At 71.8% G+C, this 26,491-nt stretch carries 20 protein-coding genes; 11 read left to right on the forward strand and 9 right to left on the reverse strand.

Features of this window, described 5'->3' with window-relative positions; genetic code table 11:
• The first annotated feature begins 167 nt into the window (after positions 1–167).
• Entirely contained in the window at positions 168–761 is a 594-nt protein-coding gene (locus AB0E78_RS02490) for a winged helix-turn-helix domain-containing protein (RefSeq protein ID WP_361827173.1), read from the forward strand.
• 84 nt (positions 762–845) lie between these two features.
• Positions 846–1,841: an NAD-dependent epimerase/dehydratase family protein gene (locus AB0E78_RS02495; protein WP_361827175.1), complete on the forward strand. Its 996-nt coding sequence runs from the start codon at positions 846–848 to the stop codon at positions 1,839–1,841.
• Between the two features lie 63 nt (positions 1,842–1,904).
• Here the strand turns inward: AB0E78_RS02495 and AB0E78_RS02500 are convergent, their stop codons facing one another.
• Positions 1,905–4,085 (reverse strand): MMPL family transporter, encoded by a 2,181-nt coding sequence (locus AB0E78_RS02500; protein ID WP_361827178.1) that lies wholly within the window; start codon positions 4,083–4,085, stop codon positions 1,905–1,907.
• Between the two features lie 231 nt (positions 4,086–4,316).
• On the opposite strand from AB0E78_RS02500, the gene AB0E78_RS02505 reads away from it, so the two are divergent.
• From AB0E78_RS02505 to AB0E78_RS02515, 3 genes are all read left to right on the forward strand, one after another.
• On the forward strand, positions 4,317–5,588 hold the full coding sequence (locus AB0E78_RS02505; protein WP_361827181.1) for a sensor domain-containing protein: 1,272 nt from the start codon (positions 4,317–4,319) through the stop codon (positions 5,586–5,588).
• A complete protein-coding gene (locus AB0E78_RS02510; protein ID WP_361827184.1) occupies positions 5,573–6,223 on the forward strand; it encodes a response regulator transcription factor in 651 nt (216 codons plus the stop codon). The genes AB0E78_RS02505 and AB0E78_RS02510 overlap by 16 nt, the downstream gene beginning before the upstream one ends.
• Positions 6,224–6,297: 74 nt before the next feature.
• The gene (locus tag AB0E78_RS02515; RefSeq protein WP_361827186.1) at positions 6,298–7,818 is read left to right on the forward strand and encodes a DUF1996 domain-containing protein; all 1,521 of its coding nucleotides are present in this window, start codon (positions 6,298–6,300) and stop codon (positions 7,816–7,818) included.
• A 77-nt stretch (positions 7,819–7,895) separates the two neighbouring features.
• On the opposite strand, the gene AB0E78_RS02520 is transcribed toward AB0E78_RS02515, so the two are convergent.
• On the reverse strand, positions 7,896–8,306 hold the full coding sequence (locus AB0E78_RS02520; RefSeq protein ID WP_361827188.1) for a hypothetical protein: 411 nt from the start codon (positions 8,304–8,306) through the stop codon (positions 7,896–7,898).
• A 213-nt stretch (positions 8,307–8,519) separates the two neighbouring features.
• Between AB0E78_RS02520 and AB0E78_RS02525 the strand changes: the two genes are divergently transcribed.
• From AB0E78_RS02525 to AB0E78_RS02535, 3 genes are read left to right on the forward strand one after another with little or no spacing between them, the layout of a single operon-like run.
• Positions 8,520–11,645 (forward strand): alpha-N-acetylglucosaminidase, encoded by a 3,126-nt coding sequence (locus AB0E78_RS02525; RefSeq protein ID WP_361827191.1) that lies wholly within the window; start codon positions 8,520–8,522, stop codon positions 11,643–11,645.
• A gap of 47 nt (positions 11,646–11,692) precedes the next feature.
• Positions 11,693–12,184: a tetratricopeptide repeat protein gene (locus AB0E78_RS02530; protein WP_361827194.1), complete on the forward strand. Its 492-nt coding sequence runs from the start codon at positions 11,693–11,695 to the stop codon at positions 12,182–12,184.
• A 30-nt stretch (positions 12,185–12,214) separates the two neighbouring features.
• Entirely contained in the window at positions 12,215–14,122 is a 1,908-nt protein-coding gene (locus AB0E78_RS02535; RefSeq protein ID WP_361827197.1) for a hypothetical protein, read from the forward strand.
• A gap of 4 nt (positions 14,123–14,126) precedes the next feature.
• Here the strand turns inward: AB0E78_RS02535 and AB0E78_RS02540 are convergent, their stop codons facing one another.
• From AB0E78_RS02540 to AB0E78_RS02560, 5 genes are all read right to left on the reverse strand, one after another.
• Positions 14,127–14,645, reverse strand: coding sequence for an N-acetyltransferase (locus AB0E78_RS02540; RefSeq protein WP_361827199.1), 519 nt, complete (start codon positions 14,643–14,645; stop codon positions 14,127–14,129).
• Positions 14,642–15,346, reverse strand: a complete 705-nt coding sequence (locus AB0E78_RS02545) for a TetR/AcrR family transcriptional regulator (RefSeq protein WP_361827202.1) — start codon at positions 15,344–15,346, stop codon at positions 14,642–14,644. Before AB0E78_RS02545 ends, AB0E78_RS02540 begins: the two co-directional genes overlap by 4 nt.
• Positions 15,347–15,412: 66 nt before the next feature.
• Complete coding sequence (locus AB0E78_RS02550) at positions 15,413–16,483, reverse strand: PDR/VanB family oxidoreductase (protein ID WP_361827204.1); 1,071 nt, start codon at positions 16,481–16,483, stop codon at positions 15,413–15,415.
• A gap of 1 nt (position 16,484) precedes the next feature.
• Entirely contained in the window at positions 16,485–17,411 is a 927-nt protein-coding gene (locus AB0E78_RS02555; RefSeq protein WP_361827206.1) for a metal-dependent hydrolase, read from the reverse strand.
• Between the two features lie 90 nt (positions 17,412–17,501).
• The gene (locus AB0E78_RS02560) at positions 17,502–19,148 is read right to left on the reverse strand and encodes a fused response regulator/phosphatase (RefSeq protein WP_361827209.1); all 1,647 of its coding nucleotides are present in this window, start codon (positions 19,146–19,148) and stop codon (positions 17,502–17,504) included.
• A 269-nt stretch (positions 19,149–19,417) separates the two neighbouring features.
• On the opposite strand from AB0E78_RS02560, the gene AB0E78_RS02565 reads away from it, so the two are divergent.
• The 3 genes from AB0E78_RS02565 (at position 19,418) to AB0E78_RS02575 (ending at position 23,099) form a co-directional block, all read left to right on the forward strand.
• On the forward strand, positions 19,418–21,067 hold the full coding sequence (locus AB0E78_RS02565; RefSeq protein WP_361828478.1) for a glycoside hydrolase family 13 protein: 1,650 nt from the start codon (positions 19,418–19,420) through the stop codon (positions 21,065–21,067).
• A 25-nt stretch (positions 21,068–21,092) separates the two neighbouring features.
• Positions 21,093–22,127 carry a LacI family DNA-binding transcriptional regulator gene (locus tag AB0E78_RS02570; protein ID WP_361827212.1) on the forward strand — a complete coding sequence of 345 codons (1,035 nt, stop codon included), beginning with the start codon at positions 21,093–21,095 and terminating at the stop codon, positions 22,125–22,127.
• 75 nt (positions 22,128–22,202) lie between these two features.
• Positions 22,203–23,099, forward strand: coding sequence for a phosphatase PAP2 family protein (locus AB0E78_RS02575; protein WP_361827215.1), 897 nt, complete (start codon positions 22,203–22,205; stop codon positions 23,097–23,099).
• 37 nt (positions 23,100–23,136) lie between these two features.
• Here the strand turns inward: AB0E78_RS02575 and AB0E78_RS02580 are convergent, their stop codons facing one another.
• Positions 23,137–23,352 carry a hypothetical protein gene (locus AB0E78_RS02580; protein WP_361827218.1) on the reverse strand — a complete coding sequence of 72 codons (216 nt, stop codon included), beginning with the start codon at positions 23,350–23,352 and terminating at the stop codon, positions 23,137–23,139.
• Between the two features lie 87 nt (positions 23,353–23,439).
• The gene (locus AB0E78_RS02585) at positions 23,440–26,451 is read right to left on the reverse strand and encodes a bifunctional [glutamine synthetase] adenylyltransferase/[glutamine synthetase]-adenylyl-L-tyrosine phosphorylase (protein ID WP_361827221.1); all 3,012 of its coding nucleotides are present in this window, start codon (positions 26,449–26,451) and stop codon (positions 23,440–23,442) included.
• Positions 26,452–26,491: the final 40 nt, after the last annotated feature.

The following is a 26,491-nucleotide window of genomic DNA, read 5'->3' on the forward strand; positions in this document are numbered from 1 at the left end:
ACCTCGAGCCGTTCTGGCCTTCCCGCCAACACCATGACTTCGACCGGGTGTGTTGCCGCGCGATGAACGCGCAGGCCCTCTAAAGCCGTTCACCCGGCCTTCGCCTGACGCGCACGACGTACGTCTTCGACGACTGACGACTCCTTCGCGCGAAAGAGCTGACCTCCATGGCGAACTCCCGTTCCTTCTCGGCATCCACCGCTTCCACCGCGACCGCCACCGCCGCGCCGCTGACCAGCCCCGGCCGGGGGCGGCTGCGCGCCGTCGCCCCGGACGAGGTGGCGCAGATCACCGACTTCCTGCCGCCGGGCGCGACCTGGCTGCCGGCGCCGCAGCACACGCTGCCCACCCTGCCGGGCCAGCCGCCGATGATCGGCTACCTGGTCCTCGTACCGGCCGGGCAGGAGCCCCATGCCGCCGGGCCCGAGCCGCTGCAGCCCGCCGGGCAGGAGCGGACGCCCGCTTCCGGCGGCCCCGTGTGGATCGACGCCGTGCAGCGTGCGGCGCAGGTCGACGGCCGCCCGCTCGACCTCACGTATCTGGAGTTCGAGCTGCTCGCGCATCTCGTCGCCCATCCCCACCGGGTGCACACGCGCGACCAGTTGGTGACCACGGTGTGGGGTTACGGACACGTGGGCGACGGGCGCACGGTCGACGTCCACATCGCGCGGCTGCGGCGCAAGCTGGGCGCCGAGCACCGCCAGACGATCCAGACGGTGCGGCGCGTCGGCTACAAGTACGCGCCGCCCGCAACCCGCTGACCTGAGGGTTCCCGGACGGGGCCGGTCTCTGCCACGAGCAGAACCCGGTTCCGTCCGCGGCGCGCGGCGGGCAGAGTCGTCTCCATGAGACTTCTGATGCTGGGTGGTACGCAGTTCGTGGGCCGAGCCGTTGTCGAGGCCGCGCTCGCGCGTGGCTGGGAGGTGACGGTCTTCCACCGCGGCAGCCACGAGGCGCCCGCCGGAACGGTGTCGCTGCTCGGCGACCGTACGGCCAAGGGCGGCCTGGACGCGCTCGCCGCCTCCGACGCCGAGTGGGACGTCGTCGTCGACACCTGGTCGGGGGCGCCGCGTGCCGTGCGCGAGGCGGCGCGGCTGCTCGCGGGACGTGCGGGGCGGTATGTGTACGTGTCGAGCGTCTCCGTGTACCAGTGGCCGATAGCGGCGGGTTCCGACGAGAGCCACCCCGTCGTCGGGGGCGATCCCGACGCGGACGCGGTGGCGTACGCCGAGGACAAGCGGGGTGGGGAGCTCGCGGCCGTCGCCGAGTTCGGGGAGGAGCGCACGGTGCTCGCCCGCGCGGGGCTGATCCTCGGTCCGTACGAGAACATCGGCCGGCTGCCGTGGTGGCTGAACCGGGTCGCCCGGGGCGGTCCCGTACTGGCCCCGGGGCCAAGGGGGTTGGGCCTCCAGTACATCGACGCGCGGGACCTCGCGGAGTGGGTCCTGGACGCCACCTTCGCGGGTCTGCACGGCCCGTACAACATCGTCTCCCCCCTCGCGCACACCACGACGGAGGAGTTCCTGGAGGCGTGTGTGGCCGTGGCCGGCGCCGACGACGTGGAGCTGCGCTGGACCGAGCCCTCGGTGATCGCCGAGCACGGCATCGAGCCGTGGATGCAGCTCCCGGTGTGGGCACCGCCGGGCGAAATGCACGACTCCATGCACCGCACCTCGACGGAGAAGGCGGTGGCCGCGGGGCTCCGGGCGCGTCCGGTGGCGGACACGGTCGCGGACACGTGGGCCTGGCTCCGGTCGATCGGCGGCCAGGCCCCGCAGCGGCCCGACCGCCCGGTGGTGGGCCTGGCCCCGGACAAGGAAGCGAAGGCCCTGGGCCTCTAGCACGGGAACGGGGCGGTGGCCGGGACCGAAGTCTCCGGCCCCGGCCACCGCCCCGCAGCGGGCCTACGCGCCCGACGGAACCCGCCGGGGAGCAGGCTGCTCCGGTACTGCGGGCATCTCGCCATGGGAGACCCGCGGCAGCCACGAAAGCCCGCGCGGCGTACGCCAGTTGCGCTCGCCGAGCAGCGTCATCAGGGACGGCAGCAGCACCATCCGCACGACCGTCGCGTCCAGCAGGACGGCCACGCCCAGGCCCACGCCCATCTGCTGCATGTCCTGCATGGACAGGGTGCCGAAGACCGCGAAGACCGCCACCATGATCACGGCCGCGCCCGTCACCGCGCCCGCGGTCCGTGTGATGCCCTCGCGGATCGCCTCGCGGTTGTCCAGGCCCCGGCTCCGTGCCTCGCTGATCCGCGAGACCACGAACACGTGGTAGTCCATCGACAGGCCGAAGAGCACCACGAGGACGAACAGCGGCATCCAGTTCTCGATGGCCCCCACCTGTTCCGAGCCGATCAGCTCGGCTCCCCAGCCGTGCTGGAAGACCGCGGTCATCACGCCGTAGGCGGCGCCCACCGACAGCAGGTTGAGGCCGATGGACGTCACCGCGATCACCACCGAGCGGAAGCTGAAGAGCATCAGCAGGAAGGTCACCGCCGCGATGAAGGCGAAGACCGGCACGATGCCCTTGCTGAGCTGGTCGCTGAAGTCCTCGGACGAGGCGAGGTCACCGCCGACGTAGGCATCCGCGTCCAGGCCGTCGAAGGCCGCGGGGACCACGTCGTCCCTGAGCTCGCCCAGCGCCTTCTTGGACCGCGCGTCACTGCCGTCACCGGGCAGCGGTATGTCGATCTCGGCGACGCCCGCGCTCTTGTGGACGGTGAGTTCGGCGCCCTTGCCCGCGTCGCGCACCACGGCGGCCAGCGCGTCCTGGATCTTCTTCGCCTCGATGTCGTCCGCCTTGACGACCACCTGGGCCGGCGCGGGACCGCCCGGGAACTCCTGGGTGATCTCCCGGAAGGAGACCGACAGCGGGGCGTCCGAGCCGAACTGCTTCTCCAGACCCAGCTGTTCGGTCTTCATGCCGAGCGCGGGCGCCGCGAGGGCGAGGAGCAGGACCGCCGCGCCGATGGCGAAGAACTTCGGCCTGGCGAGCACGGGGCGCAGCAGCTTGCCCGCGATGCCACCGCTGGCGTGCGCGCCCTTCGTGCCCTTGCGGCTGAGGAAGGGGATGCGCCCCGCGTTGATCCGGTCGCCGAGCGCGGAGAGCAGCGCGGGAAGCACCGTCACCGAGCCCAGCATCGCCACGCACACCACCAGGATCGTGGCGACCGCGAAGCCCTTGAAGAGCAGCAGGCCGGACAGGAACATGCCCGCCATCGCGACCATCACCGTGAGCCCGGAGACCAGTACGGCCCGCCCGCTGGTGGCTGCCGCGATCCGCAGCGCGGTCTCCGCGTCATGTCCCGCGGCCCGCTCGTCCCGCTCGCGGCGCAGGTAGAAGAGGCAGTAGTCGACGCCGACCGCGAGCCCCATCAGGAACATCACCGAGTACGTCGTCTCGAAGAGGTGCAGCTGGTGGCTGGCGAGCGAGAGCAGGCCGAAGGCCGCCACGCACGCGGTCAGCGCGAGCCCGACCGGGAGCAGTGCCGCGACCACGGCGCCGAACGCGACCAGGAGGATGCCGAGGGCGAGTGGCACCGCGGTGAACTCGGCCTTGGTGAGGTCGTCCGAGAGCAGGTCACCGAGGTGCTTCTCGGAGCTCGCGTCGCCGAACTGGTAGACGGAGATGCCGTTTCGGGCGCCGTCGTCCTTGGCCTTCTGCACCGCGTCGAGCACCGGCTGGACGCGGTCGGCCGCGTCGTCGGACGCGCCCTTCATCTCGAAGCGGAGCAGCGCGTCCTTGCCGTCGCCGGAGGGCAGCGGCGCCTGCATCTTCCGCGTCTGGCCGGTAGCGGTCAGCGCCTTGGAGAGGTCGCTCGCCGCGCCCCGCCAGCCGCCCGCCGCCTCGGAACTCACCATGACGAGCTCGCCCGCGGGCTCTTCGACGCCCGCGTCCTCAAGGATCGCCGCGGCCCGGCCCGAGTCGCCGACCCCCATCTCGTCGTCGGACGCGGTGACCATGCCGGAGGCCCCGCCGATGGTCGTGGCGAGCACGACGAAGAGCAGCCAGCCGAGGATGGCCGTCTTGCGGTGGTGTGCGCTCCACACCCCGAGTCGTGCCGCGAGGTTTGGCCTCATGGCGTTTTCGCCCCCATAAGTAAGCATCGGACAAGCCGGTTGATGACGGGGACAACGCTAGAAATCCGCGGCCCGCCCACCCAGCCGCCGAAGCCCCCACTGTCCGAAGCACAGGGCGAGGTCAGGGGGTGTCGTCAGGTACACCCCCGCCCGGGTGCCGGACCCAATGACCGGCGCCGGACACAGCGGCGAGAATGTGTTCATGCCACTGGAAGAGATGGGGATCAGAAAATGACGAGGGTCCGTGAATCCGTGATCGCGGGAGCCCGAGGGCTCTACCTGGCGATCGTGACGCTCGCCGGTTCGATCACTCTCTTCGTGCTGTCGGTCCTCTCGATCGTCTTCATCGTGCTCGGCATCGGCGTCTTCACGACGCCGCTGGTCCTGACCGGCGTACGCACGTGGGCCACCCTGCGCCGCACCCAGGCCGGCGCGTGGTCGGACGTGACCATCCCGATTCCCTACCGGGCCTTCCCCGCCGATCTGCGCACGGGCGTCACCGGGCAGGTGGAGCGCACCTCACTGCTTCTGAAGGACCCGGCGACCTGGCGTGACCTGCAGTGGCTGCTCGTCGACATGACCGCCGGATTCATCTCGGTGATCTTCGCCCCGGCGCTGCTGCTCTACCCGTTCTACGGCTACGTCCTCGCCCTCGGCGTCTGGAAGCCGATCTACGACGCGGGCGGCGGCGAGTGGTACGGCTTCATCCACGTCACCTCGCAGAGCGACGCCAACATGGCGGCCCTGCTCGGCACCGCGCTCGGCATCACCGGCATCTTCGTCAACCCCTCGATCCTGCGCGGCCACTTCCTCCTGGCCCGGACGCTGCTGGCGCCCACCACCTCCATGCGGGAGCGTGAACTGGCCCAGCGCGTAGACCGGTTGACCGAGACGCGGCATGACGCCGTGGACTCCTCCGCGGCCGAGCTGCGCCGCATCGAGCGGGACCTGCACGACGGCGCGCAGGCCCGCCTGGTCGCGATGGGCATGGACCTCGGCACCATCGAGGCGATGATCGAGAAGAACCCGGCGAAGGCCAAGGAAATGATCGCCAAGGCCCGGCAGAACTCCGGCGAGGCGCTGACCGAGCTGCGCGACCTGGTCCGCGGCATCCACCCCCCGGTGCTCGCCGAGCGCGGCCTCGGCGACGCGGTGAAGGCCCTGGCACTGCGCCTCCCGGTGGAGACGGACGTGGACGTGGAGCTGTCGGGGCGGGCCGAGGAACCGGTGGAGTCGGCGGCGTACTTCGCGGTGAGCGAGGCCCTGACCAACACCATCAAGCACGCGGGCGCGGACCGGGTCTGGGTGGACATCCACCACGCGGAGGGCATGCTGCGCATCGCGGTCACCGACAACGGCAAGGGCGGCGCGTCCATCGGGGCGGGGTCCGGACTGAGCGGGATCGAACGCCGACTCGGTACATTCGACGGCGTACTTGCCGTCAGCAGTCCCGCGGGCGGCCCGACCATGGTGACCATGGAGATCCCTTGCGAGTTGTCCTAGCCGAAGATCTCTTCCTGCTGCGTGACGGCCTGGTCCGGATGCTGGAGGCATTCGACTTCGAGATCGCCGCCGCGGTCGAGACGGGGCCCGAACTCACCAAGGCCCTGGCCGAGTTGGAGCCGGACGTCGCCGTCGTGGACGTCCGGCTTCCGCCGTCCCACACGGACGAGGGACTGCAGTGCGCGCTCGCCGCGCGGCGGGCACGGCCGGGGCTGCCCGTCCTTGTGCTCTCCCAGCACGTGGAGCAGCTCTACGCGCGCGAGCTGCTCGCCGACGGGAACGGCGGGGTCGGCTATCTCCTGAAGGACCGGGTCTTCGACGCCGACCAGTTCATCGACGCCGTACGCCGGGTCGCCTCCGGCGGCACCGCGATGGACCCGCAGGTGATCCAGCAGCTCCTGTCGCGCAGGTCGGCGGACCAGCCGCTCGGCAAGCTGACGCCGCGCGAGCGCGAGGTGCTCGAACTCATGGCGCAGGGACGGTCGAACGCGGCGATCGCGGCGGAGCTCGTCGTGACGGAACGGGCGATCGCCAAACACACGTCCAATATCTTCGGGAAACTGGACCTTTCGGTGTCGGACGACGACAACCGGCGCGTTCTCGCCGTACTCGCCTATCTGGATCAAGGGCGCTGAGCGGTTCTCCGGAGATTGCCGGGGAATTCGGCGCGTGATTGAACGGGGCCGACTCCTGTTGCGTACGTAGTCGCATGGGACGCACACCACGACGCACATCACGCAAACGATCAAAACTCGCCGGGCGCGCCATCGCCGCCTCGGCGGCTCTCATCCTGGGCGGCGGCGGAATGGTCGCGGTGAATGTGTACGCGAATGCCGGGGAAGGCCCCGATTCGCCGTCCACCACGACCCGCTCCGGCGAGCAGGGCGGCGGTCAGGGGATGGGGATGGCCACCATCAGCTGCCCGGACGTCGGCACCCGGCTCTCCGACGTGCCGGACGGCGCCCGCGAGGACGTGGACCGGCGGCTCGCGGAGCTGGACACCCAGATCACCGCCGCGTACGAGAAGTTCGCCGACGCGCGGACCACGGAGCAGGCCCAGGCAGTGCTCGGGCCGCTGGAGGAGAAGCGGCGGCCGACCATCGAGGGCATCGGGTCCTCGATCGACCAGGCCGGCGGACAGCCGCCCCAGGGGATCGACGGCATGGCGCCGTGCACGATGCGGGCCGACGACTCGGCCGGTCAGCAGCCCCCGCAGGACGGGGACGGCGGTCAGCAGCCTCCGCAGGACGGCGGCGAACAGCCACCCGGCGACGGTGCGGGTGACGGGGGCCAGCAGCCACCCGGCGACGGCGCGGAACAGCCGCCGGGTCAGCAGAACGGCAACGGACCGGAGGCCGGCGACTTCGTCGACATCAACTCCGTCCAGCCCAACGTCAACCGCCCCGGCAAGAAGCGCGGCGCGTCGCGCGGCAGCTTCACCACGAAATGCGGGACGAACGAGAACGGCAAGTTCAATCCGGACAATGTCATCGCCGCACCCGGCGTGAGCAATGGCGCCCACCACATGCACGATTACGTCGGTAATCAGGCCACGGACGCCTTTTCCAGTGACGACGACCTCGCCAACGGCGACACCACGTGCCGGAACCAGGGAGACAAGTCCACCTATTACTGGCCGGTCCTGAGGCTGCAGAACGGAGAGGACGAGAACGACGCCGGAGCGGACGGCGGCGGCAAGGACCAGAATGTCGGCCAGATCCAGACACCGTCGTCGGTCACGCTGAAATTCGCCGGGAATCCGACGAGCAAGGTCGTCGCGATGCCGCGCTTCCTGCGCATCATCACCGGTGACGCCAAGTCGCTGACCAACGGTGACGCGAACGCCAACGCGTCCTGGAGCTGCACCGGCTTCGAGGACAGGCAGCTCAAGGACAAGTACCCGATCTGCCCCGAGGGCAGCCAGGTCGTCCGGACGTTCAACTTCCAGAGCTGCTGGGACGGCCAGAACACCGACAGCGCCAATCACCGCACGCACGTGGCCTTCGCCGACGCGAGGAGCGGCGCCTGCCCGCAGGGATTCAAGGCCATTCCCCAGCTGGTGCAGCGCATCGTGTACGACGTGCCGCCCGGCCCGGGTTTCGCCGTCGACTCGTTCCCCGAGCAGCTGCACAAGCCCATCACCGATCACGGTGACTTCATCAACGTCTTCGACCAGAGGCTGATGAACCGCATGGCCAAATGCATCAACAGCGGTCAGCGCTGCAAGTGACCGAATGACCGGGCCGGTCGGAGCTGAGCCGAGCCATTCGGCTCAGCGGACCGGCTGCCCCCCCTACCGCTGCGCGGTCAGCTCGTATGGTGACCGGAGTGGCCCGAGTGCCCCGGGCCTGCGTCCTCGTGATCCCCACCACCGCTACTCCCCGAGTGGTGCGAGGACTTCTCCACCGTCCCCCCGAGCCGACCGCGCAGCCGCATGACCACCTTCTCCTCGCCGACCGCGATCCACTTCTTGCCGACGAGGTACGTACCGCCGTAATCGGACGCCTCGTCGAACCATTCGGCCTGGCCACGGGCATTTGTAAAGGTTACTAGGACGTAGCGGCGGGCACCTTTGTCACAGGTGGCCTGCCGCAATTCGGCCGCGTCCGTCTGGATGTCGGGCTCGCATCGCGCCTTGGCCGCCAGCTGCTCCAGGGTGCCGCTCGCCGTGTCCGGCGGCGCGTCGTCGCCGTCCGAGCCGCATGCCCCAAGCATCATCAGCAGTCCTACACCCATGCCTACACCCATGCCCGTACGCATGCGCCGGTGCCCGCGCATGCCCCTGCCCACGTCCGCAAGCGGCTTTCGCGCTGCCTTCATCGTCCCACCAGTCCCTCCAGGCGAGGTGAACTCGCCATCTCCGTATGCACCGTTGAGCGCTGGACGCCGCACGGATACCGTGCGCCGCACCATCCGACCCAGGGGGTACACATGACCGATCCGTCCCGACGTTCCGTGCTCGGCACAGCCGGGGCCATCGGCCTCGGTGCCGCCGTCGGCGGGGTGGCCGTTCCGTCCCACGCCGCCGAGGGGCCCGTCCGGGGCCCCGCCGTCGTCCTCGATACGGATTCCGCACGCTCAGCACTCAACAGACTCCTGCCGCATCACGCGGAACAGTTCCGGCTCAGACTCGTCCCCGCGAAGGGCGGCACGGACCGTTTCCGGGTTTCGGGCACCACGGGGCGGATCGATGTGTCCGGGACGACGCCTGCCGTGCTGCTCACGGGGGTCCACTGGTATCTGAAGTACGTGTGCGGGGCCCATGTCGCGTGGAACGGCAGTCAGCTCGACCTGCCGGACAGGCTGCCCGCGCCCTCCGGGCCGCTGGAGCGGTCCACCTCGCTGCCGCACCGGTTCGCCCTGAACGACACGAACGACGGGTACACCGCGCCGTACGCCGACTGGGCGTACTGGGAACGGATGATCGACATCCTCGCCCTGCACGGCTGCAACGAGGTCCTGGTGATCGCCGGGGCGGAGGCCGTCTACCACCGGGTGCTCAAGGACTTCGGCTACAGCGACGCGGAGGCGCGCGCCTGGCTGCCCGCGCCGTCGCACCAGGCGTGGTGGCTGCTGCAGAACCTCTCGGGGTACGGCGGGCCGCTGTCGCCGGAGGTCATCGCGGACCGGGCCGAGCTGGGACGCAAGATCGTCGACCGGCTGCGCTCGCTGGGCATGGCGCCGGTGCTTCCCGGCTACTACGGGCACGTTCCCGACGGGTTCGTGGCGCGCAACGGCGGGGACGCGCGGGTGGTGCCGCAGGGCACCTGGCACGGGTTCAAGCGGCCCGACTGGCTGGACCCCCGCACCACGTCCTTCGCGAAGGTCGCCGATTCCTTCTACCGGCACCAGGAGCAGCTCTTCGGGGCCGCCGAGAACTTCAAGATGGACCTGCTGCACGAGGGCGGCACGGCCGGGGACGTCCCGGTGCCGGACGCGGCGCGCGGCGTGGAGGCGGCCCTGCGCAAGGCCCGCCCCGGCGCGACCTGGGTGATCCTCGGCTGGGAGGCCAATCCGCTGCCCGAGCTGCTCGACGCGATCGACCGGCGGCGGATGCTGATCGTGGACGGGGTCTCCGACCGGTTCAAGAGCGTCACCGACCGCGAGAAGGACTGGGGCGGCACGCCGTACGCGTTCGGGACCATCCCGAACTTTGGGGGCCGTACGACGATCGGCGCCCGCGCGCACGTCTGGAACGACAAGTTCTTCGCGTGGCGGGACAAGGGCGGCAGCGCGCTCGTGGGCACGGCGTTCATGCCGGAGGCGACGGACCGGGACCCGGCCGCCTTCGAGCTCTTCTCCGAACTCGCCTGGTCGGACGAGAAACTGGACCTGAAATCCTGGTTCGACGGCTACGCGGGCTTCCGCTACGGCGGCCGTGACGCCGACGCGCTGCGGGCCTGGCGGGCGCTGTACGACACCGCCTACCAGCACACCGCCGTCGAGCGGAGCGACCCGCACGACTCCTTGTTCGCGGCCCGCCCCGACCTGGCGGCGAACCGTGCCGCCGAGTACGCGCCGCGCGCCCTGGCCTACGACCCCGGCCGGTTCGACGCGGCGTTCGCCGGGCTCCTCGGGGTGCGTGGGGCACTGCGGGGCAGTGCCGCGTACCGGTACGACCTGGTGGACGTGGCCCGGCAGGCGCTCGCGCACCGGAGCCGGCAGTTGCTGCCGCAGCTGCGGAGCGCGTACCGGCGCAAGGACGCGGACACCTTCCGTACGCTGTCGACGCTGTGGCTGCGGCTGATGCGCCTTTCGGACGAACTGACGGCCACCAACTCGGCTTTCCTGCTGGGCCCTTGGGTCGAGTCGGCGCGCAGGATGGGCACGACGGAGGCGGAGCGCGCGGAGTTCGAGCGGACCGCCAAGGTGCTGATCACGGTGTGGGGCGGCCGGTCGACGTCCGACGGCGGGAAGCTGCACGAGTACGGCAACCGTGAGTGGTCCGGTCTGATGGCCGACTTCTACGTGCCCCGCTGGCAGAAGTGGCTCGACGAGCTGTCCGACGCGCTGACCGCGGGGCGGGAGCCGAAGGCGGTGGACTGGTTCGCGGTGGAGGAGCCGTGGACGCGGGAGCGCAAGGACTATCCGCTGCGGGGAACCGGCGACACCTACCGGACGGCCTCACGGGTACGGGACGTGCTGGCCCGGGCCCCCTACCAGGGGTCCCTGAAGGTCACCGCCGACCCGGCGTCGCTTCCGCCCGGCGGGCACGCACGTGTCGAGGCGGTGTTCCACAACGTCAACGGACTGCGGGCCACGGGCCGCGTCGACTTCCGGCTGACCGGGATCGACGCGGAGCCTTCCGGTCCGGTGTCGCTGCCCCGGGTCGCTCCGGCGGGCACGGGAACGGTGGCGTGGCGGGCGAGCGCGCCGGACACCCCGCTGGACCGTCCGCTGCGGCCGCTTCCCTACGAGATCACCGTGCGGTACGGCCCTGCGGGCGAGCGGCGGGTGGAGGCCGTGCACGAGGGGGTGCTCTACGAGGCGGGCCCGGTGGGGGCGGGGTGGCGCCGCTACTCGAACAACGCCGCGGTGTTCGGCGAGCTGGACGGGCGGTACGCGATCGACGGAGCGGGTGCGGACCTGTGGAAGGGCACGACCGAGTTCGGCACGCTGTACCGGGAGGGCGCGCTCCGCAGTGGCGTCTCGGTGACGGTCCGGGTCGACGCCCAGGCGGTCACGGGCCCCTGGGCCAGGGCGGGCCTGATCGCCCGCAACGCCATGGAGGTGCCGGGCTCGCCGGGTTTCGTCAACTTGGCGGTCACCCCTTCGAACGGGGTGGTCCTGTCCTACGACACCACGGGCGACGGAACCCTGGACACGTACAAGCGCATCACGGGACTCAAGGCTCCGGTACTGCTGCGGCTGTCCCGGTCGGGCGAGACGCTGACGGGCTCCTGCTCGACGGACGGGGGCGCCAACTGGCAAGTCGTGGCGAGTGTTCCGGTGGCGGGGGTCGCGGCGGCGCAGGATGTGGGGCTGTTCATGAGCGCGACCAATGGGGGCGACGGGGAGCGGGGGACCGTGTCGTTCAGTGGGTGGGGGGTGGCCTGAGGGGCGGTGCACCGCACCGACACGTAACGCCGTGCGACAGTGTGGCCATGGATATTGCGTGGGAGAAGCGGGTGGCCGAAGCGTGGGCCACGGTGGAGGAGTACGACGACCGGGGTGAGGAGTTCCGGGAAGTCATCGACTCGCTTGTCGCGGAGTTGCCCGGCGACAGTCCCGTCGGGCCGTTCGAGCGGGCCTGCGCGTTCGACTCCACCGGACACTCGGACCGCGCCGTGCCCCTGTACCGGGAGGCCCTGGAGAAGGGGCTCGACGGGTATCGGCGGCGGCGCACCGTCATCCAACTCAGCAGCTCCCTGCGGAACATCGGGCAGGCCGAGGAAGGCGTCGCGCTGCTCGAGAAGGAACTCGGCGCTCCCAGCGATGAGTTGGATGATGCCGTCCGGGCCACCCTCGCGCTCTGCCTCGCCAGCCTCGGCCGCGAGCGCGAGGGCCTGGCCCTGGTCCTTGAGGCCCTCGCGGCCCACCTCCCCCGCTACCAGCGGTCGATGGGAAACTATGCTCGACAGCTCACGGAGAGGTGACCATCCGACGATTCGCTCGTTTTGCTGAACGTGTCGTCGAATGTGAAGTCCCCCTCCCCGCCCCAGGATCTCTCCGCCGTCGTCGATGTCGAGCAGGCCGAGGCCGCCCTCGTCGAGCACTACCCGCGCCTGGTGCGGCTCGCCTATCTGGTGCTGCCGCCCAGCCTCGGGCGCAACCGGCGGGTCCTGACCGCCCACGCCCTGACCCAGCGCGCGCTGCCCCGCAACAGCAGGCCGGGCGACGCGGAGGTCATCCCGGAGCAGCGCTCGGGGGAAGGGCGCAACGGCGACCCCGGGTACGCGTACGTACGGCTGCGCGTCGTCCGCACGGCGCTTGACGCGGGGCTTCCGCTGCGGCGCAAGGCCTGGCCCAAGCGCTCGCAGCTCCCCCCGCTCCTTCCGCAGGTCTGGGGGCTCCGGCTCTTCCCGCGGTCGGGGGGCGCCGACGAACTCGCCCTCGACCAACGGCTCTCGGCGCTCTCGGGCCCCGCTCGGGCCGCGTACGTGCTGCGCGGCCTGGAGCGCCTCCCCGACGGCGACGTACGCAAGGTGCTCGCCGCCGCCGGAGTCGACGACCCGGCGGCGGCCCTCGCCCAGGCCGACGGGGTGGCCGCGGCGTACGACCTGCTCAGGTCCCCCGAGTTCGACCCCTGCTCGCTGCAGGCGCGGCCCACCGACCTGATGCGCCGCAGGCAGCACATGAAGGCCGCGGGCATCGCGCTGGCCGCCACCCTGGTCTGCGGCACGCTGCTCGGCCTGCCGGGCGGCGGCTGGGGCCCGGACGGGGCCGCCGCGCCCGCCTACGCGCAGAACCCGGCGGGGCAGGCCGCCCTCGACCCGGGACAGTTGACGAAGGTCGCGGCCGGCGCATGGAAGCATTCCGCCCGCGCCGACTTCTCCGCGTGGCCCGCCAGGGGCGCCCTCACCGACGACCACGCCCTGCTGCGGCGCGCCCTGGCCGTCTGGGCCCGCCCCGGCGAATCGGTGCAGGTCTCCGCCACGCCCGGCACGGCGGCCGGCGCCCCTCCCGGCCCCGCGCAGCTGCTCTTCGCCGGCGAGGTCGACGCGGCCCGGGTCGTGATCCTGTACGACGGACTGCGCATCGTGCGGTACGCCGAGCCCAAGGACGGCACCAGTGGAGCCGCCCTCGACTTCGCGCGCGTGGACGGCGCGACGGCCGCCGAGGCGGGCGCCGTGGTGGTGAACCGCGTCGACGGCAACGTCCGGTACCTGACCGCGCCCTGGGTGGGCGCGGTCGCCGTACGCGACCTGCTGAAGCCGGAGAAGAGCGCCGACGCCCTGAAGCGGGACGGCGACGGGGTCACGCAGCCGTTCGCCAGTCCGGCGCAGGCCCGCGCGTGCACCTCCTGGAACGCCCTGCAGCTGCGGGACGACTCCGGGGCGAATCGACTCTCCACCGACCTCGGCGAGCTCGTCCCCGCCCATCTCACCGCCGGCCGCCCGCGGGCTCCGCGCGAGGCCACGGCCGCGAACTGGTCGTCGGCCGCCTGCTCGCTCACCGACGCGCGCTCGAACGGCGTGCGCTCCGTGAACTCCTGGCAGTACGCCCGTCAGGCGCTGCCCGAGGCGAACGGCCCCGCGGTCTGGCTCTGCACCCGCGCCGACACCTGGCGGGGCGACGGAGGCCGGGCCCTCGCACAGTTCCAGGCGGCGGGCGCGGCAGCGGTCGCGGCGAAGGCCGAGGACTCCGCCGCGTGCGGGGCGCGGGAGCCGTCGGTGCTCGCGGGAGTGCGGTGGAAGTCCCGCGGCGGGAACTGGTACCTGCTGGGAGGCGGCAGCAAGGACGTCGTCTCGGTCCGGGCGTCCGGCGGGTCGCAGACCCCCGGCAACACCGTGGCCGCACCCCTGCGGCGGGGCGCACGCGCCGGGCTGACCGGGCGGCTCGCGGACGGCTCGAAGGTGTCGACGCTGCGGTGACCCGTCAGGCGCCGGACGGGTCCAGGTCCCGCAGGTCCTTCTCCAGAAGCATCACGCCGTACGTGCTCCCGTCCGCCGCCACCTTCCCCGGCAGCTCCCCCACGACCTCGTAGCCCGCGGCCTCGTAGTACTCCCGAAGCCGCGGGTTGGACGACACGCAGTCCAGGCGGCAGCGCTCACGGCCCGCCTCCGCGATCCGCCGCTCCGCGCGCGCCAGCATCGCGCGGCCCGTTCCCGCCGGGGCGCCGCGCCGTGTCATCAGGCGGTGCACATAGCCCGCGACGGGCGGCTGTTCGCCCCAGGCGGGCTCGTCCGCCCACCACACCTCGTACGCCCCTGCGACCATCTCGCCGTCGTACGCGAGCCAGACCTCGTCGGAGGCGATCCGCCCGCGGAAGTGCTCCGCGCCCTTCTCGCCCGGCTTCCACTGGTCGATCCCCCGGGCCCGCATCCAGTGCGCGGCACCGTCGTAGAGGGCGACGAGGGTGGGGATGTCCTTCTCGTCGGCCAGGCGGTGGGTCAACTGCTCTGCTCCTGCGGTACCAGTGCGATCAGGCGGGTGATGAGCTCGGCGAACGGTCCCTCCGGCGGCTCCTCGACGAGGATGCGGCGCAGGATCGCGGCCATCTCCTCGTCGTAGGCGGCGCTCACGGCGGCGAGCGCCGCGAAGTCGTGCACCAGCTGCAGCTCGAGCTCGGCGCGCGGGATGCGGCGTCCGTCGAGCCAGATGAGCGCCGTGGACTCGGCGAGCGAGATCCAGGAGCGCACCACCAGTTCGAGCCTGGCGGGCGGGTCGCTGACGCCGAGGTGCGCGAGGATCTGGACGTACGCCGCCTGCCGCACCGAGTCGATCAGCGCGTTGGTGGTGGACGAGCCGACGGCGGGCCCGCCGCGCATCAGCGCGGAGAAGCCGGGGCCGTGGCCGTCCACGAAGTCCAGGAACCGGCCCATCACCCGCAGCAGGCGCGCCCCCAGCGGGCCTTGCATCGGTTCCACGAAGCGGTCGGCGAGGTCGTCGGCGGCCCGCTGCAACGCCGCTTCGTACAGGCTGAGTTTGCCCGGGAAGTAGTGGTAGACCAGCGGTCGCGAGATGCCCGCGGCCGCTGCTATCTCGTCGATGGACACGTCGTCGGGCGAGCGGTGGCTGAACAGGTCGAGCGCGACCCCGATCAATTGCTGCCGCCGCTCCTCGACACCCATTCTGCGGCGCACCCCGGTAGTCATACGAACACCTTACCGAGCAGATCCAGCCGTCCAAGGGGGCCGGTGCGCACCAACCGTTCACATGTCTCACATGTCCAGGACGATTCGGTCACCGCCCGCCCTCGACACACAGATGAGCATCGAGTCCGCGCGCTCGGCGTCCGTGAGCAGTTCGTCCCGGTGGTCGATCTCCCCTTCCAGGACGCGCTGTTGGCAGGTTCCGCAGAATCCCTGCTCGCAGGAGTACGCGGTGTTGGGCAGCTCCGCGCGCACCGCGGAGAGGACCGTGGTGTCGGCGGCCACGGAGAGGGTCCGTCCGCTGCGGCGCAGTTCGACCTCGAAGGTGCCGTTGCCCTCCGTGGAGGTGTGCGGCGTGAAGCGCTCCAGGTGCGGTTCGACGCCTTCGGGCAGCGTCGCCGCGACCGCCTCCATCAGGCCCTCGGGGCCGCAGACATGGACCGCTGCGGAGGGCGCCGTATCCGCGAGGAAGGCGGCGAGGTCCGGGCGTCCGCCCTCGTCCTCCACGACGACCGTGACCCGGCCCGCCCTCGTGCCCGCCAGTTTCTCCACTTCCTCCAGGAAGGGCATCGAGGCCCGGGAGCGGCCCCCGTACAGCAGCCGCCACTCGCGGCCCGCCGCCTCGACCTCCCGCAGCATGGGGAGGATCGGGGTGATGCCGATGCCGCCCGCCACGAAGACGTACGCGTCGGCCTCGGCCAGCGGGAAGCGGTTGCGCGGGCCTCGCACCTCGACCTCCGTGCCCTCCTGGAGCTGCTCGTGCACCTCGCGCGAGCCGCCGCGCCCGCCCTGCTCCGGGCCGATGAGGCGGGTGGCGACGGTGTACGAGGAGGTGTCCTCCGGGTCCCCGCACAGCGAGTACTGGCGGACGAGCCCCGAGGGAAGGACCAGGTCCAGATGGGCGCCCGGCTTCCAGGCGGGCAACCGGCCGCCTTCCAGGCGCAGTTGGACGACGCCGTCGGCGACCGTCTCGTGCCGGGTGATCAGGAGGCGCAGCGCACGTGAGCGCGGGCGGCCCGACACCGGCTCCTCCAGGGCGGGCAGCGGCCACAGCGGTGAGGCGTCGATGCGGCGCCGCATGGCCCGCTTGGCGAGCAGGGCGGCGCCCGTGACGAGCAGGACGGTGCGGATGCGGGGCATGTCAGTGCGCTCCCTTCGGCAGCGATTCCGTCGCGGTCTCGGCGGCGGTGGCCGCCGGGGACGAGGCGAGGTAGGCGACGGCCTGGGCGGTGCTGCCCTCGTGGGAGGGGTGGTAGGCACGGCTCAGGTAGCGGGGGATGGAGCGGATCATGTCCGGCGTCGTGGGCAGCGTGCCCTGCTTGCCGCCCTGGTAGAAGTCCTTGAACGACGCCTTGCCGCCGATGAGCGTCGGGTCGTTCTCCATGAAGAAGCGTGCGCCGCGCTGCCAGAGGAAGACCAGGGCGGTGAAGGCCGTGGCCCAGGTGCGTGCGCGGCGCCGGTAGCTGCCGTCGACGTGCATGAAGAGGTCGAAGGCGACGGAGCGGTGCTCGACCTCTTCCGCGCCGTGCCAGCGCAGCAGATCCAGCATCGTCGGGTCGGCGCCCCTGCGGTCCAGCTCGGTCGCGTTCAGGACCCAGTTGCCGAGGAAGGCGGTGTAGTGCTCGATGGCCGCGATCATCGCGACGCGCTCCATCAGCCACCACTTGCGGGCCTTGCCGGGCGGCAGCGTCCGGTCGCCGAGCATCTTCTCGAAGAGCCAGTCGACCTGGGCGGTGTAGGGCGTGGGGTCCAGGCCCTGCTCCTTGAGGTGCGGCAGGACCTCGTCGTGGGCCTGCGCGTGCATGGCCTCCTGGCCGATGAAGCCGATCACGTCCTCGCGGAGCCGGTCGTCCCGGATGTACGGCAGGACCTGCTTGTACACGTGGACGAACCAGCGTTCGCCCGCGGGGAGCAGCAGATGCAGCACGTTGATCGTGTGCGTGGCGAAGGGGTCGCCCGGCACCCAGTGCAGCGGGGTGTCCTCCCAGGAGAAGGAGACTTTGCGCGCCTTGAGCGGTATGTGCTCGGAGGCGAGGGGCTTCGGCTCCCGGCTCTGCGTATTAGACATGGCGTCAATGTACTGACGGGTAGGCGTGTGGGTACAGGTCTCTGCGGCGGTTTTTTGACGGTGTGCCGCACGGTGTCGCGCGGTGCGGAGTCAGTTCGTCCTGCGCAGCGCGAGGAGTGCGATGTCGTCCTCGCGTTCGTGCCCGAAGCACGCGAGGAGCGTGTCGCACAGGTCGGCGGTGCCTCGTGGCGCGCCCGCCGCGGCGATCCGCAGCTGCTCCATCGACACCGCCAGGTCCGTGCCCCGCGTCTCGATGAGCCCGTCCGTGACCATCAGCAGGCGTTCGTTCCGCCTCAGGCGGATCTCGCTCGGCCGCGGCCTCTCGAGACCGAGGCCGAGCAGCGGCCCCCGCACGTCGACGTACGCGGCCGTGCCCTCGTCGCGCACCACGAGCGGCGGGATGTGCCCCGCGTTGGCGATCCAGGTGCGTCCGGTGGCCGGATCGACCAGGCTCAGGCACATCGTGGCCGTCGCGCCCGGGTGGTACTGCTGCAGCATCCGGTCCAGGCGTCCGGCGAGCGCGCCGGGGTCGGGGTCCTCGACGCAGTACGCGCGCAGCGCGTGCCGGATCTCGACCATCACGGTGGCCGCCTCCAGGGAGTGCCCGACGACATCACCGATGCCGGTCAGGACGCCGTCGGGCGTCGGCAGCGCTGCGTAGAAGTCTCCGCCGATCTCCGCCTGGCGCGAAGCGGGTTCGTAACGGACGACGACGTCCGTGCCGGGCAGCTCCGGCAACTTCGACGGCAGGAAGCTGCGTTGCAGGGTCAGCGCGACGTGGCGCTCCTCCTCGTACATCAGCAGCGGCTCCGCGGCCAGCGCGGTGGCGTGGGCGAGCCGCTCGACGAGGTGCCCCGTCTCGTCGGGGAGGCCCTCCCGGTACGCGGGCGTGGCGAGGCACACGAGCGTGCGCCCTTCGCGCAGCCGGGCCAGGACGAGGTCGGCCTCCTCCGGCGTCCCGTCGCCCCCCTGCCCGTTGACGCCCACCGAGTGGAAGAACCCCGCCGGCCACAGCGGGGCGGGCACGACCGTGTGGCGTACGCCCGAACGCCCCGACATGACGCGCCGCATCAGCCGGGCCGCCGCCTCGTGCGCACCGGGGTCCGGCAGCGAAGCGGCGGCTCTGCGCCGGGAGAGCCCCCGGTGGATGTCGCCGTCCCCGCCGAGCACGAACACCGTCGCGGGGCATGCGGTCAGCCGCTCCGCGCCGGTGGCCGCCGCGTCCGCCAGCTCGCCGAGGCAGCGCGCGGACTGCACGGCCAGGATCGCCCCGGCGAGCAACGCGAGGCGTCCGGCCCGCAGCTGGGCGTCACTGCGGGTGCGTGCCCCGCGCGCCGCGGCCCGTACGACCGCCTGGATCTCCTCGGGTTCGGCGGGCACCGTCAGATAGGACTCGCCGCCCGCGTCGAGCCCCCGGCACCGGTCGGCGGGCGGACGGGACGCCGCCGAGAAGTGGACGACGGGCAGGCCGGCGATGGGCGGCAGCTGCTTGATGCGGCGGCAGAGTTCATAGCCGCTCATGTCCGGGAGACCGACGTCGACGAGCGCCACGTCCGGCAGGTCCCCGGCCCGCATCCGCACGTCGAGCTCGATGAGGGCCTCGCTCGCGCTCGCGGCGAGCAGGACGCGATGGCCGTCCCTGCGCAGGACGGCGCTGAGCGCGTACCTGCTCGCGGGCACGTCGTCGACCACCAGGACCGTGCTGACCGTGCTCACTGCCTTGCCCTTGACGCTCACGCGGGACAGCCCCTCGGCGCGGAACGGCGCAGGCCTGCTCGTGCCTGCACCCTCAAGTTAGCGCGCTGCCGGGCACCCCGGGGGCGGACAGCGGCAGTACGACCCGGAATGGTGGAGGTCATCGAACTCGCCGCACGTGCCGGCTGCCTGCCAGTAGAATTTCCGGCTTCGGCCCGGACGGGGAGCGCGGCGGGGCCATCGTCGTGACCTTCGCCTCCCACGGGGCGTTCAACGGAGTGCCGCCCACCCCCGTACTCCTGAGGGACCTCATGACCCAGCACGTCACCGCCGCCCTTCCCGCAGACGCCCCGGACGACGGCTCCGGGCGCCACGAGTGGTGGCGTGATGCCGTCATCTACCAGGTGTATCCGCGCAGCTTCGCCGACGGGAACGGCGACGGCATGGGCGATCTGCCGGGCATCACGGCCCGCCTGCCCCACCTGCAACGGCTCGGCGTGGACGCCGTCTGGCTGTCCCCCTTCTACGCGTCCCCGCAGGCCGACGCCGGGTACGACGTGGCCGACTACCGCGCGGTGGACCCCATGTTCGGCACGCTGCCGGACGCCGACGATCTCGTACGGGAGGCGCACGCGCTCGGCCTGCGCGTGCTCGTCGACGTGGTGCCCAACCACTGCTCGGACCAGCACGAGTGGTTCCAGCGGGCGCTGCGCGAGGGCCCGGGGTCGCCGCTGCGCGAGCGCTTCCACTTCCGGCCCGGCAAGGGCGACGAGGGCCGGCTGCCGCCCAACGACTGGGAGTCCGTCTTCGGCGGGCCCGCCTGGACGAGGGTCGCGGACGGCGAGTGGTACCTCCATCTCTTCGCGCCCGAGCAGCCCGACTTCAACTGGGAACATCCGGCGGTGCACGACGAGTTCCGCTCCATCCTGCGCTACTGGCTCGACCTCGGCATCGACGGTTTCCGCATCGACGTGGCGCACGGCCTGGTCAAGGCGGCGGGCCTGCCCGACATCGGCCACGAGGAGCAGGTGAAGCTGCTCGGCAAGCAGGCCGTCCCCTACTTCGACCAGGACGGCGTGCACGAGATCTACCGCGGCTGGCGGCGGATCCTCGACGAGTACGCGGGCGACCGGATCGCCGTGGCCGAGGCGTGGACGCCGACGGTGGAGCGCAGCGCGCGGTACCTGCGCGCGGGCGAGCTGCACCAGGCCTTCAACTTCGAGTATCTGACGACCGGTTGGGACGCGGCGGCGCTGCGTGCCGTCGTCGACCGTTCCCTCGCCGCGATGAACGCCGTGGGGGCACCCGCCACCTGGGTGCTCTCCAACCACGACGTCGTGCGCCACTCCACCCGCTTCGCCGACGGGGACGCGGCGCGCGGCCTGCGCCGGGCGAAGGCCGCCACGCTGCTGATGCTGGCGCTGCCGGGATCGGCGTACATCTACCAGGGCGAGGAGCTCGGTCTGCCCGAGGTGACCGAACTGCCGGACGAGGTGCGCCAGGACCCGGCGTTCTTCCGCAGCACGGGGCAGGACGGGACGCGGGACGGGTGCCGGGTGCCGCTGCCGTGGTCCGGGGAGCGGGCGCCGTTCGGCTTCGGTCCCGTCGAGGGCGGACCGAGCTGGCTGCCGCAGCCCGAGGAGTGGCGGGACCTCTCGGTGCGGGCGCAGGAGGGCGACCCCGCGTCGACCCTGGAGTTCTACCGCCGCGCGCTGGCCGTGCGCCGCGAGCACCCGGCGCTGGGCGCGGGCCGCGGCGTGGAGTGGCTCGACGCCCCCGATGGTGTGCTGTCCTTCCGCCGTACGACCCCGCGGGGTTCGGTGGTCTGCACGGTGAATCTCACCGCAGGTCCGGTCACGGTCCCCTCCCCCGGCACCGTGCTCGTGGCGAGCGCCGAGACGGCGTCCGGCGCCGACGGGACGATCCTGCCCGCGGATTCAACGGTCTGGTGGGCAGCCTGAGATGTGACCGGTACAGTCCAATCCTGTGACCGCGCGACTGGCCGACATCGCAGCGCAGGCGGGGGTCAGCGAGGCGACGGTCAGCCGGGTGCTCAACGGCAAGCCCGGCGTCGCCGGTGCCACCCGTCAGTCAGTGCTTGCCGCACTCGACGTGCTCGGCTACGAGCGTCCGGTGCGGCTGCGCCGGCGCAGCGCGGGTCTGATCGGGCTGATCACGCCGGAGCTGGAGAACCCGATATTCCCCGCGCTCGCCCAGGTCATCGGGCAGGCCCTGACCCGGCAGGGGTATACGCCGGTCCTCGCCACCCAGACGCCGGGCGGTTCCACGGAGGACGAGCTGACGGAGATGCTCGTGGACCGGGGGGTCTCCGGCATCATCTTCGTCTCGGGCCTGCACGCGGACACCTCGGCCGACATGCAGCGCTACGAACAGCTGCGCGCGCAGGGTGTGCCATTCGTGCTGGTCGACGGCTTCTCCCCCAAGGTGCAGGCGCCCTTCATCTCGCCGGACGACCGGGCGGCGATGCGCCTCGCGGTCACCCACCTCGTCTCCCTGGGTCATACACGCATCGGACTCGCCCTGGGCCCCAAGCGGTTCGTGCCCGTACAGCGGAAGATCGAGGGCTTCGTACGCACGGTGCGGGACCAGCTGGCACTGCCTCCCGAGGAGATCGAGTCGGAGTTGGTCCAGCACTCGCTGTACACGCTGGAGGGCGGTCAGGCCGCCGCGTCCGCACTGCTCGACCGCGGCTGCACGGCCGTCGTGTGCGCGAGCGACATGATGGCCCTGGGGGCGATACGGACGGCGCGGCAGCGCGGATTCGAGGTCCCGGACGACATCTCGGTGGTCGGATTCGACGACTCCCCGCTGATCGCGTTCACCGATCCGCCGCTGACCACGGTGCGTAAGCCCGTTCCCGCCATGGGGCAGGCAGCGGTGCGTACACTCCTCGAGGAGATCGGCGGCACTCCCGCCCCGCACAGCGAATTCGTGTTCATGCCGGAACTGGTCGTTCGAGGTTCAACCGCTTCTTCCCCTCGGGGACGCACTCGTCCGTAGGGCGTAGAGAATGCGGCCTGAACCAGACCTTGGGATGATCGGTCGGAGGGTCGGTATCTGGCAGACTCTGTGCCTATGGGTGAGATGACTGTGACGACACTGGAAGGCCAGCAGCGGCCCACCACATCACCCATCGCGGGCGAGCGAGAAGACCGCAATGGGCGGGCATTCCTGCGTCGCCTCCGCACGCCCCGGCGCCCTCGGCTCTGGTTCGAGATCCTGCTCATCGCGGTGAGTTACTGGACGTACTCCCTGGTCCGCAACGCGGTGCCGGAGCAGAAGTCCCAGGCCCTGCGGAACGCCGACTGGATCTGGCGGGCGGAGCAGCATCTCGGGATCGCCGTGGAGCAGAGCGTCAACCACGCGGTGGACTCGGCGACATGGCTCATCGTCGGCATGAACTACTACTACGCGACGCTGCACTTCGTGGTGACGCTCGGTGTCCTGGTCTGGCTGTTCCGCAGCCATCCGGGACGGTACGCGGCCACGCGCATGGTGCTTTTCGCGACGACGGCGGTGGCCCTCCTCGGCTACTACCTGTACCCCCTGGCGCCCCCGCGCCTGATGAACGGCCATGACTTCATCGACACGGTCCTGGTCCATCAGACCTGGGGCTCCATGGCCTCCGGCGACCTCAAGCACATGTCGAACCAGTACGCGGCCATGCCCTCGATGCACATCGGCTGGTCCCTGTGGTGCGGCCTGACGATCTTCGCGCTGGCCTCGACGCCGTGGGCCAAGGTGCTCGGCCTGCTCTACCCCACGGCGACCCTGGTCGTGATCGTGGCCACCGCCAACCACTTCTGGCTGGACGCGGTGGGCGGCATGCTCTGCCTGGCGTTCGGCTTCGCGGTGGCCTGGGCCTGGTACGGGACGATGCCGCACCGGCTGCCGCGTGAGGTGGCGCTGCGTGAGGGCGAGGGCCGGACTCCGCTGCTGCCCGCCAAGCTCTGGGCCCGGTTCAAGGCCTGAGCTTCATGGCCTGAGCGGAGTCCCGCTCCCTCTGCTGTCACAGGTGACGCTGGGTGTCGTGTCCGCCGGACACGGTCAGGCGGATCGGGGCCTGCGCCACTTCGCCGGCGGGCGCCTCCACAGGGTCGAGCACGTGCCGTACGGCGGCGTCTCCGATGGTGTGGGTGGCCGTGCGCACCCCGGCCGCGTGCTCCAGCCAGGGCGGTGCGTCGAGGCCCTCCTTGTCGATGGGCATGCACCAGGGGGCGGCCACGGTCCGCAGCACACCCTCCGGGTGGCTCAGCCGCCGGACGCCGGTCCTTGCGGGGGCCCTGCGGCAGGAGCCGTAGCCCCCGGGTGGCTACGCCCCGTAGAAGCGCTCCTCCATCACGGCCCGCGCCCTGCGCGTGGTCCGCCGGTAGTCGTCCAGCATGTCCCCCACGTGCCCGGGGTCGTAGCCCAGGTAGCGTCCCACCGCGGCCAGTTCGCGCCCGTCCGACGGGAACGTGTCCCCGGCCCGGCCGCGCACCAGCATCACCGCGTTGCGCACCCGGGCGGCCAGGACCCACGCCTCGTCCAGGATCGCCGCCTCCTCGGTCGGGATCAGATCGGCGGCGCAGGCCGCGGCGAGAGCCTCCCGGGTCCGGGTCGTGCGCAGCCCCGGCTCGACCCAGCCGTGGGTCAACTGCATGAGCTGGACGGTCCATTCGACGTCCGAGAGACCGCCGCGGCCCAGCTTGGTGTGCAAGGTGGGGTCGGCGCCGCGCGGCATGCGTTCCGCCTCCATGCGGGCCTTCAGGCGGCGGATCTCGCGGACGGCGTCGTCGCCGAGGCCCTCCGCCGGATAGCGCAGCGGGTCGACGAGCTCGATGAAGGCGCGGCCCAACTCGACGTCGCCCGCGACCGGTTCGGCCCTCAGCAGCGCCTGGGACTCCCAGACCAGTGACCAGCGGCGGTAGTAGGCCTCGTACGAGGCGAGGGTCCGCACCAGCGGGCCGCTCTTGCCCTCCGGGCGCAGGTCCGCGTCGATCAGCAACGGCGGGTCGGAGCTGGGGAGCTGGAGGAGCCTGCGCATCTCGGAGACCACCCGGGAGGCCGCCTTCGCCGCCTCGTGGTCGCTGACGCCCTCGCGCGGCTCGTGGACGAAGAGGACGTCCGCGTCCGAGCCGTAGCTCAGTTCGTGGCCGCCGAAGCGGCCCATGCCGATCACCGAGAACCGCACCGGCAGCGTGTCGCCCCAGCCTTCGCGGACCACCGCGCGCAGGGTCCCCGCGATCGTGGCCGCCGTGAGGTCGGAGACCGCGTCGCCCACCCGGTCGAGGAGGGCGCCGGGGTCCGCCGCCGCGGGGCTCTCCTCCGTGCCGTACGAGCCGATGATGTCCGCCGCCGTCGTGCGGAACAGCTCCCGGCGGCGGACGCCGCGGGCCGCCGTGACCGCCTGTTCGGCGCCGTCCGCGCGGCCCACCGCGGCCAGGACCTCCTGCTCCAGATGGGCGTGGTCACGCGGTTCGAGGCCGCGCTGGTCGCCGAGCAGGGCCACCGCTTCGGGGGCGCGCAGGAGGAGGTCGGGGGCCAGGCGGCCCGCGGACAGGACACGGGCCAGGTTCTCGGCCGCCGCGCCCTCGTCGCGCAGGAGCCGCAGATACCAGGGCGTCTTGCCCAGCGCGTCGGACACCTTGCGGAAGTTCAGGAGGCCCGCGTCGGGGTCCGCCGAGTCCGCGAACCAGCCGAGGAGCACGGGGAGCAGGGTGCGCTGGATGGCCGCCTTGCGGGTGACGCCGGAGGCGAGCGCCTCCAGGTGGCGCAGGGCCGCCGCGGGGTCGTGGTAGCCGAGCGCGACGAGACGCGCGCGAGCCGCCTCCGTGCTCAACCGGGTCTCCACGGGGGCGAGTTGGGCCACCGCGTCCAGGAGCGGACGGTAGAAGAGCTTCTCGTGCAGCCGGCGCACGACCGACGTGTGCCGCTTCCACGCGCGGTTCAGCTCGGTGATCGGTTCCGTGCGCATGCCCAGGGAGCGGCCGATGCGCCGCAGGTCCGCGTCGTCCTCGGGGATCAGGTGGGTGCGCCGCATCTTGAAGAGCTGGATGCGGTGCTCCAGGGAGCGCAGGAAGCGGTAGGCGTCGTCGAGCTGGACGGCGTCCACGCGCCCCACATAGCCGCCGGCCGCGAGCGCCTCCAGGGCCACCAGGGTCGAGCCGCTGCGGATCGAGGTGTCACCGCGGCCGTGCACCAACTGCAGGAGCTGTACGGCGAATTCGACGTCCCGCAGACCACCGGGACCCAGCTTCAGCTCGCGGTCGACCTCGCCCGCCGGGATGTTCTCCACGACCCGGCGGCGCATCTTCTGCACGTCGGGCACGAAGTTGTCGCGCTCGGCCGCGTGCCAGACGAGGGGTGCGAGGGTGGCGACGTACTCCTCGCCCAGGTCCAGGTCCCCGGCCACCGGGCGTGCCTTGAGCAGCGCCTGGAACTCCCAGGTCTTGGCCCAGCGCTGGTAGTAGGCGAGGTGGCTGCTGAGGGTGCGCACCAGGGGGCCGTTGCGGCCCTCCGGGCGGAGGTTGGCGTCGACCGGCCAGATCGTGCCCTCGACCGTGGTCTCCGAGCAGATCCGCATCATGTGCGAGGCGAGCCGGGTGGCGGCCTGGATCGCCTTGCCCTCATCGGCGCCGTCCGTGCCGCCTGGGCCCTCTGCGGCCTCGCCCACGAAGATGACGTCCACATCAGACACGTAATTCAGCTCGTGGCCACCGCACTTGCCCATCGCGATGACGGCGAGCCTGCACTGCGCGGCGTCCGCGGGGGCCGCCTGCTCGGCCATGCTGAGCGCGGCGCGCAGGGTCGCCGTCGCCAGGTCCGCGAGCTCGGCGGCGGCCTCGGGCAGGTCCGTCGTGCCGCAGACGTCACGGGCCGCTATGGCGAGGAGGCAGCGGCGGTAGGAGACGCGGAGCGAGACCGGGTCGGTGGCGTCGGCGAGACCGCGCTCGAACTCCTCGACGCCGGGGTGCAGGTCGGCCAGCTCGTACGTGACCAGGGCCTGCCAGTCGCTGGGGTGCCTGGCCAGGTGGTCGGCGAGGGCCTCGGACGCGCCGAGCACGCCCAGCAGCCGGTCACGCAGCGGCTTGGCGCTGACCAGGGTGTCGAGCAGCTCCTGGCGGCTGGTGTCGTCGGGCTGCCCCTCGACCAGGCGTACGAGGCCCAGGAGCGCCAGGTCCGGGTCGGCGGCGGCGCCGAGGGCGTCAAGGAGCACCGGGTCGGTCCGCACGGCGGACAGCTCGGGGGCGCCCAGCAGTCTCTCGGCCGTGGACGGATCGGTGAAGCCATGCCGCAGCAGCCGCGTGAACGTACTGCTTCTGCGCCCTTGCGGCACCGTCATCCCCGCGCCTCCGTTCGATCATCCCTGGCCCGAGCCTACG

The organism is Streptomyces sp. NPDC032198 (genome assembly GCF_040636975.1).
Taxonomy (GTDB): Bacteria; Actinomycetota; Actinomycetes; order Streptomycetales; family Streptomycetaceae; genus Streptomyces.

What these genes read in the sequence shown, in the direction of transcription:
- AB0E78_RS02515 (WP_361827186.1), top strand. Translation starts at nt 6,298, where the DNA reads ATGGGACGCACACCACGACGCACATCACGCAAACGATCAAAACTCGCC.
- AB0E78_RS02520 (WP_361827188.1), bottom strand. Translation starts at nt 8,306, where the DNA reads ATGATGCTTGGGGCATGCGGCTCGGACGGCGACGACGCGCCGCCGGAC.
- AB0E78_RS02500 (WP_361827178.1), bottom strand. Translation starts at nt 4,085, where the DNA reads ATGAGGCCAAACCTCGCGGCACGACTCGGGGTGTGGAGCGCACACCAC.
- AB0E78_RS02495 (WP_361827175.1), top strand. Translation starts at nt 846, where the DNA reads ATGAGACTTCTGATGCTGGGTGGTACGCAGTTCGTGGGCCGAGCCGTT.
- AB0E78_RS02525 (WP_361827191.1), top strand. Translation starts at nt 8,520, where the DNA reads ATGACCGATCCGTCCCGACGTTCCGTGCTCGGCACAGCCGGGGCCATC.
- AB0E78_RS02585 (WP_361827221.1), bottom strand. Translation starts at nt 26,451, where the DNA reads ATGACGGTGCCGCAAGGGCGCAGAAGCAGTACGTTCACGCGGCTGCTG.
- AB0E78_RS02530 (WP_361827194.1), top strand. Translation starts at nt 11,693, where the DNA reads ATGGATATTGCGTGGGAGAAGCGGGTGGCCGAAGCGTGGGCCACGGTG.
- AB0E78_RS02565 (WP_361828478.1), top strand. Translation starts at nt 19,418, where the DNA reads ATGACCCAGCACGTCACCGCCGCCCTTCCCGCAGACGCCCCGGACGAC.
- AB0E78_RS02555 (WP_361827206.1), bottom strand. Translation starts at nt 17,411, where the DNA reads ATGTCTAATACGCAGAGCCGGGAGCCGAAGCCCCTCGCCTCCGAGCAC.
- AB0E78_RS02550 (WP_361827204.1), bottom strand. Translation starts at nt 16,483, where the DNA reads ATGCCCCGCATCCGCACCGTCCTGCTCGTCACGGGCGCCGCCCTGCTC.
- AB0E78_RS02545 (WP_361827202.1), bottom strand. Translation starts at nt 15,346, where the DNA reads ATGACTACCGGGGTGCGCCGCAGAATGGGTGTCGAGGAGCGGCGGCAG.
- AB0E78_RS02505 (WP_361827181.1), top strand. Translation starts at nt 4,317, where the DNA reads ATGACGAGGGTCCGTGAATCCGTGATCGCGGGAGCCCGAGGGCTCTAC.
- AB0E78_RS02490 (WP_361827173.1), top strand. Translation starts at nt 168, where the DNA reads ATGGCGAACTCCCGTTCCTTCTCGGCATCCACCGCTTCCACCGCGACC.
- AB0E78_RS02575 (WP_361827215.1), top strand. Translation starts at nt 22,203, where the DNA reads ATGGGTGAGATGACTGTGACGACACTGGAAGGCCAGCAGCGGCCCACC.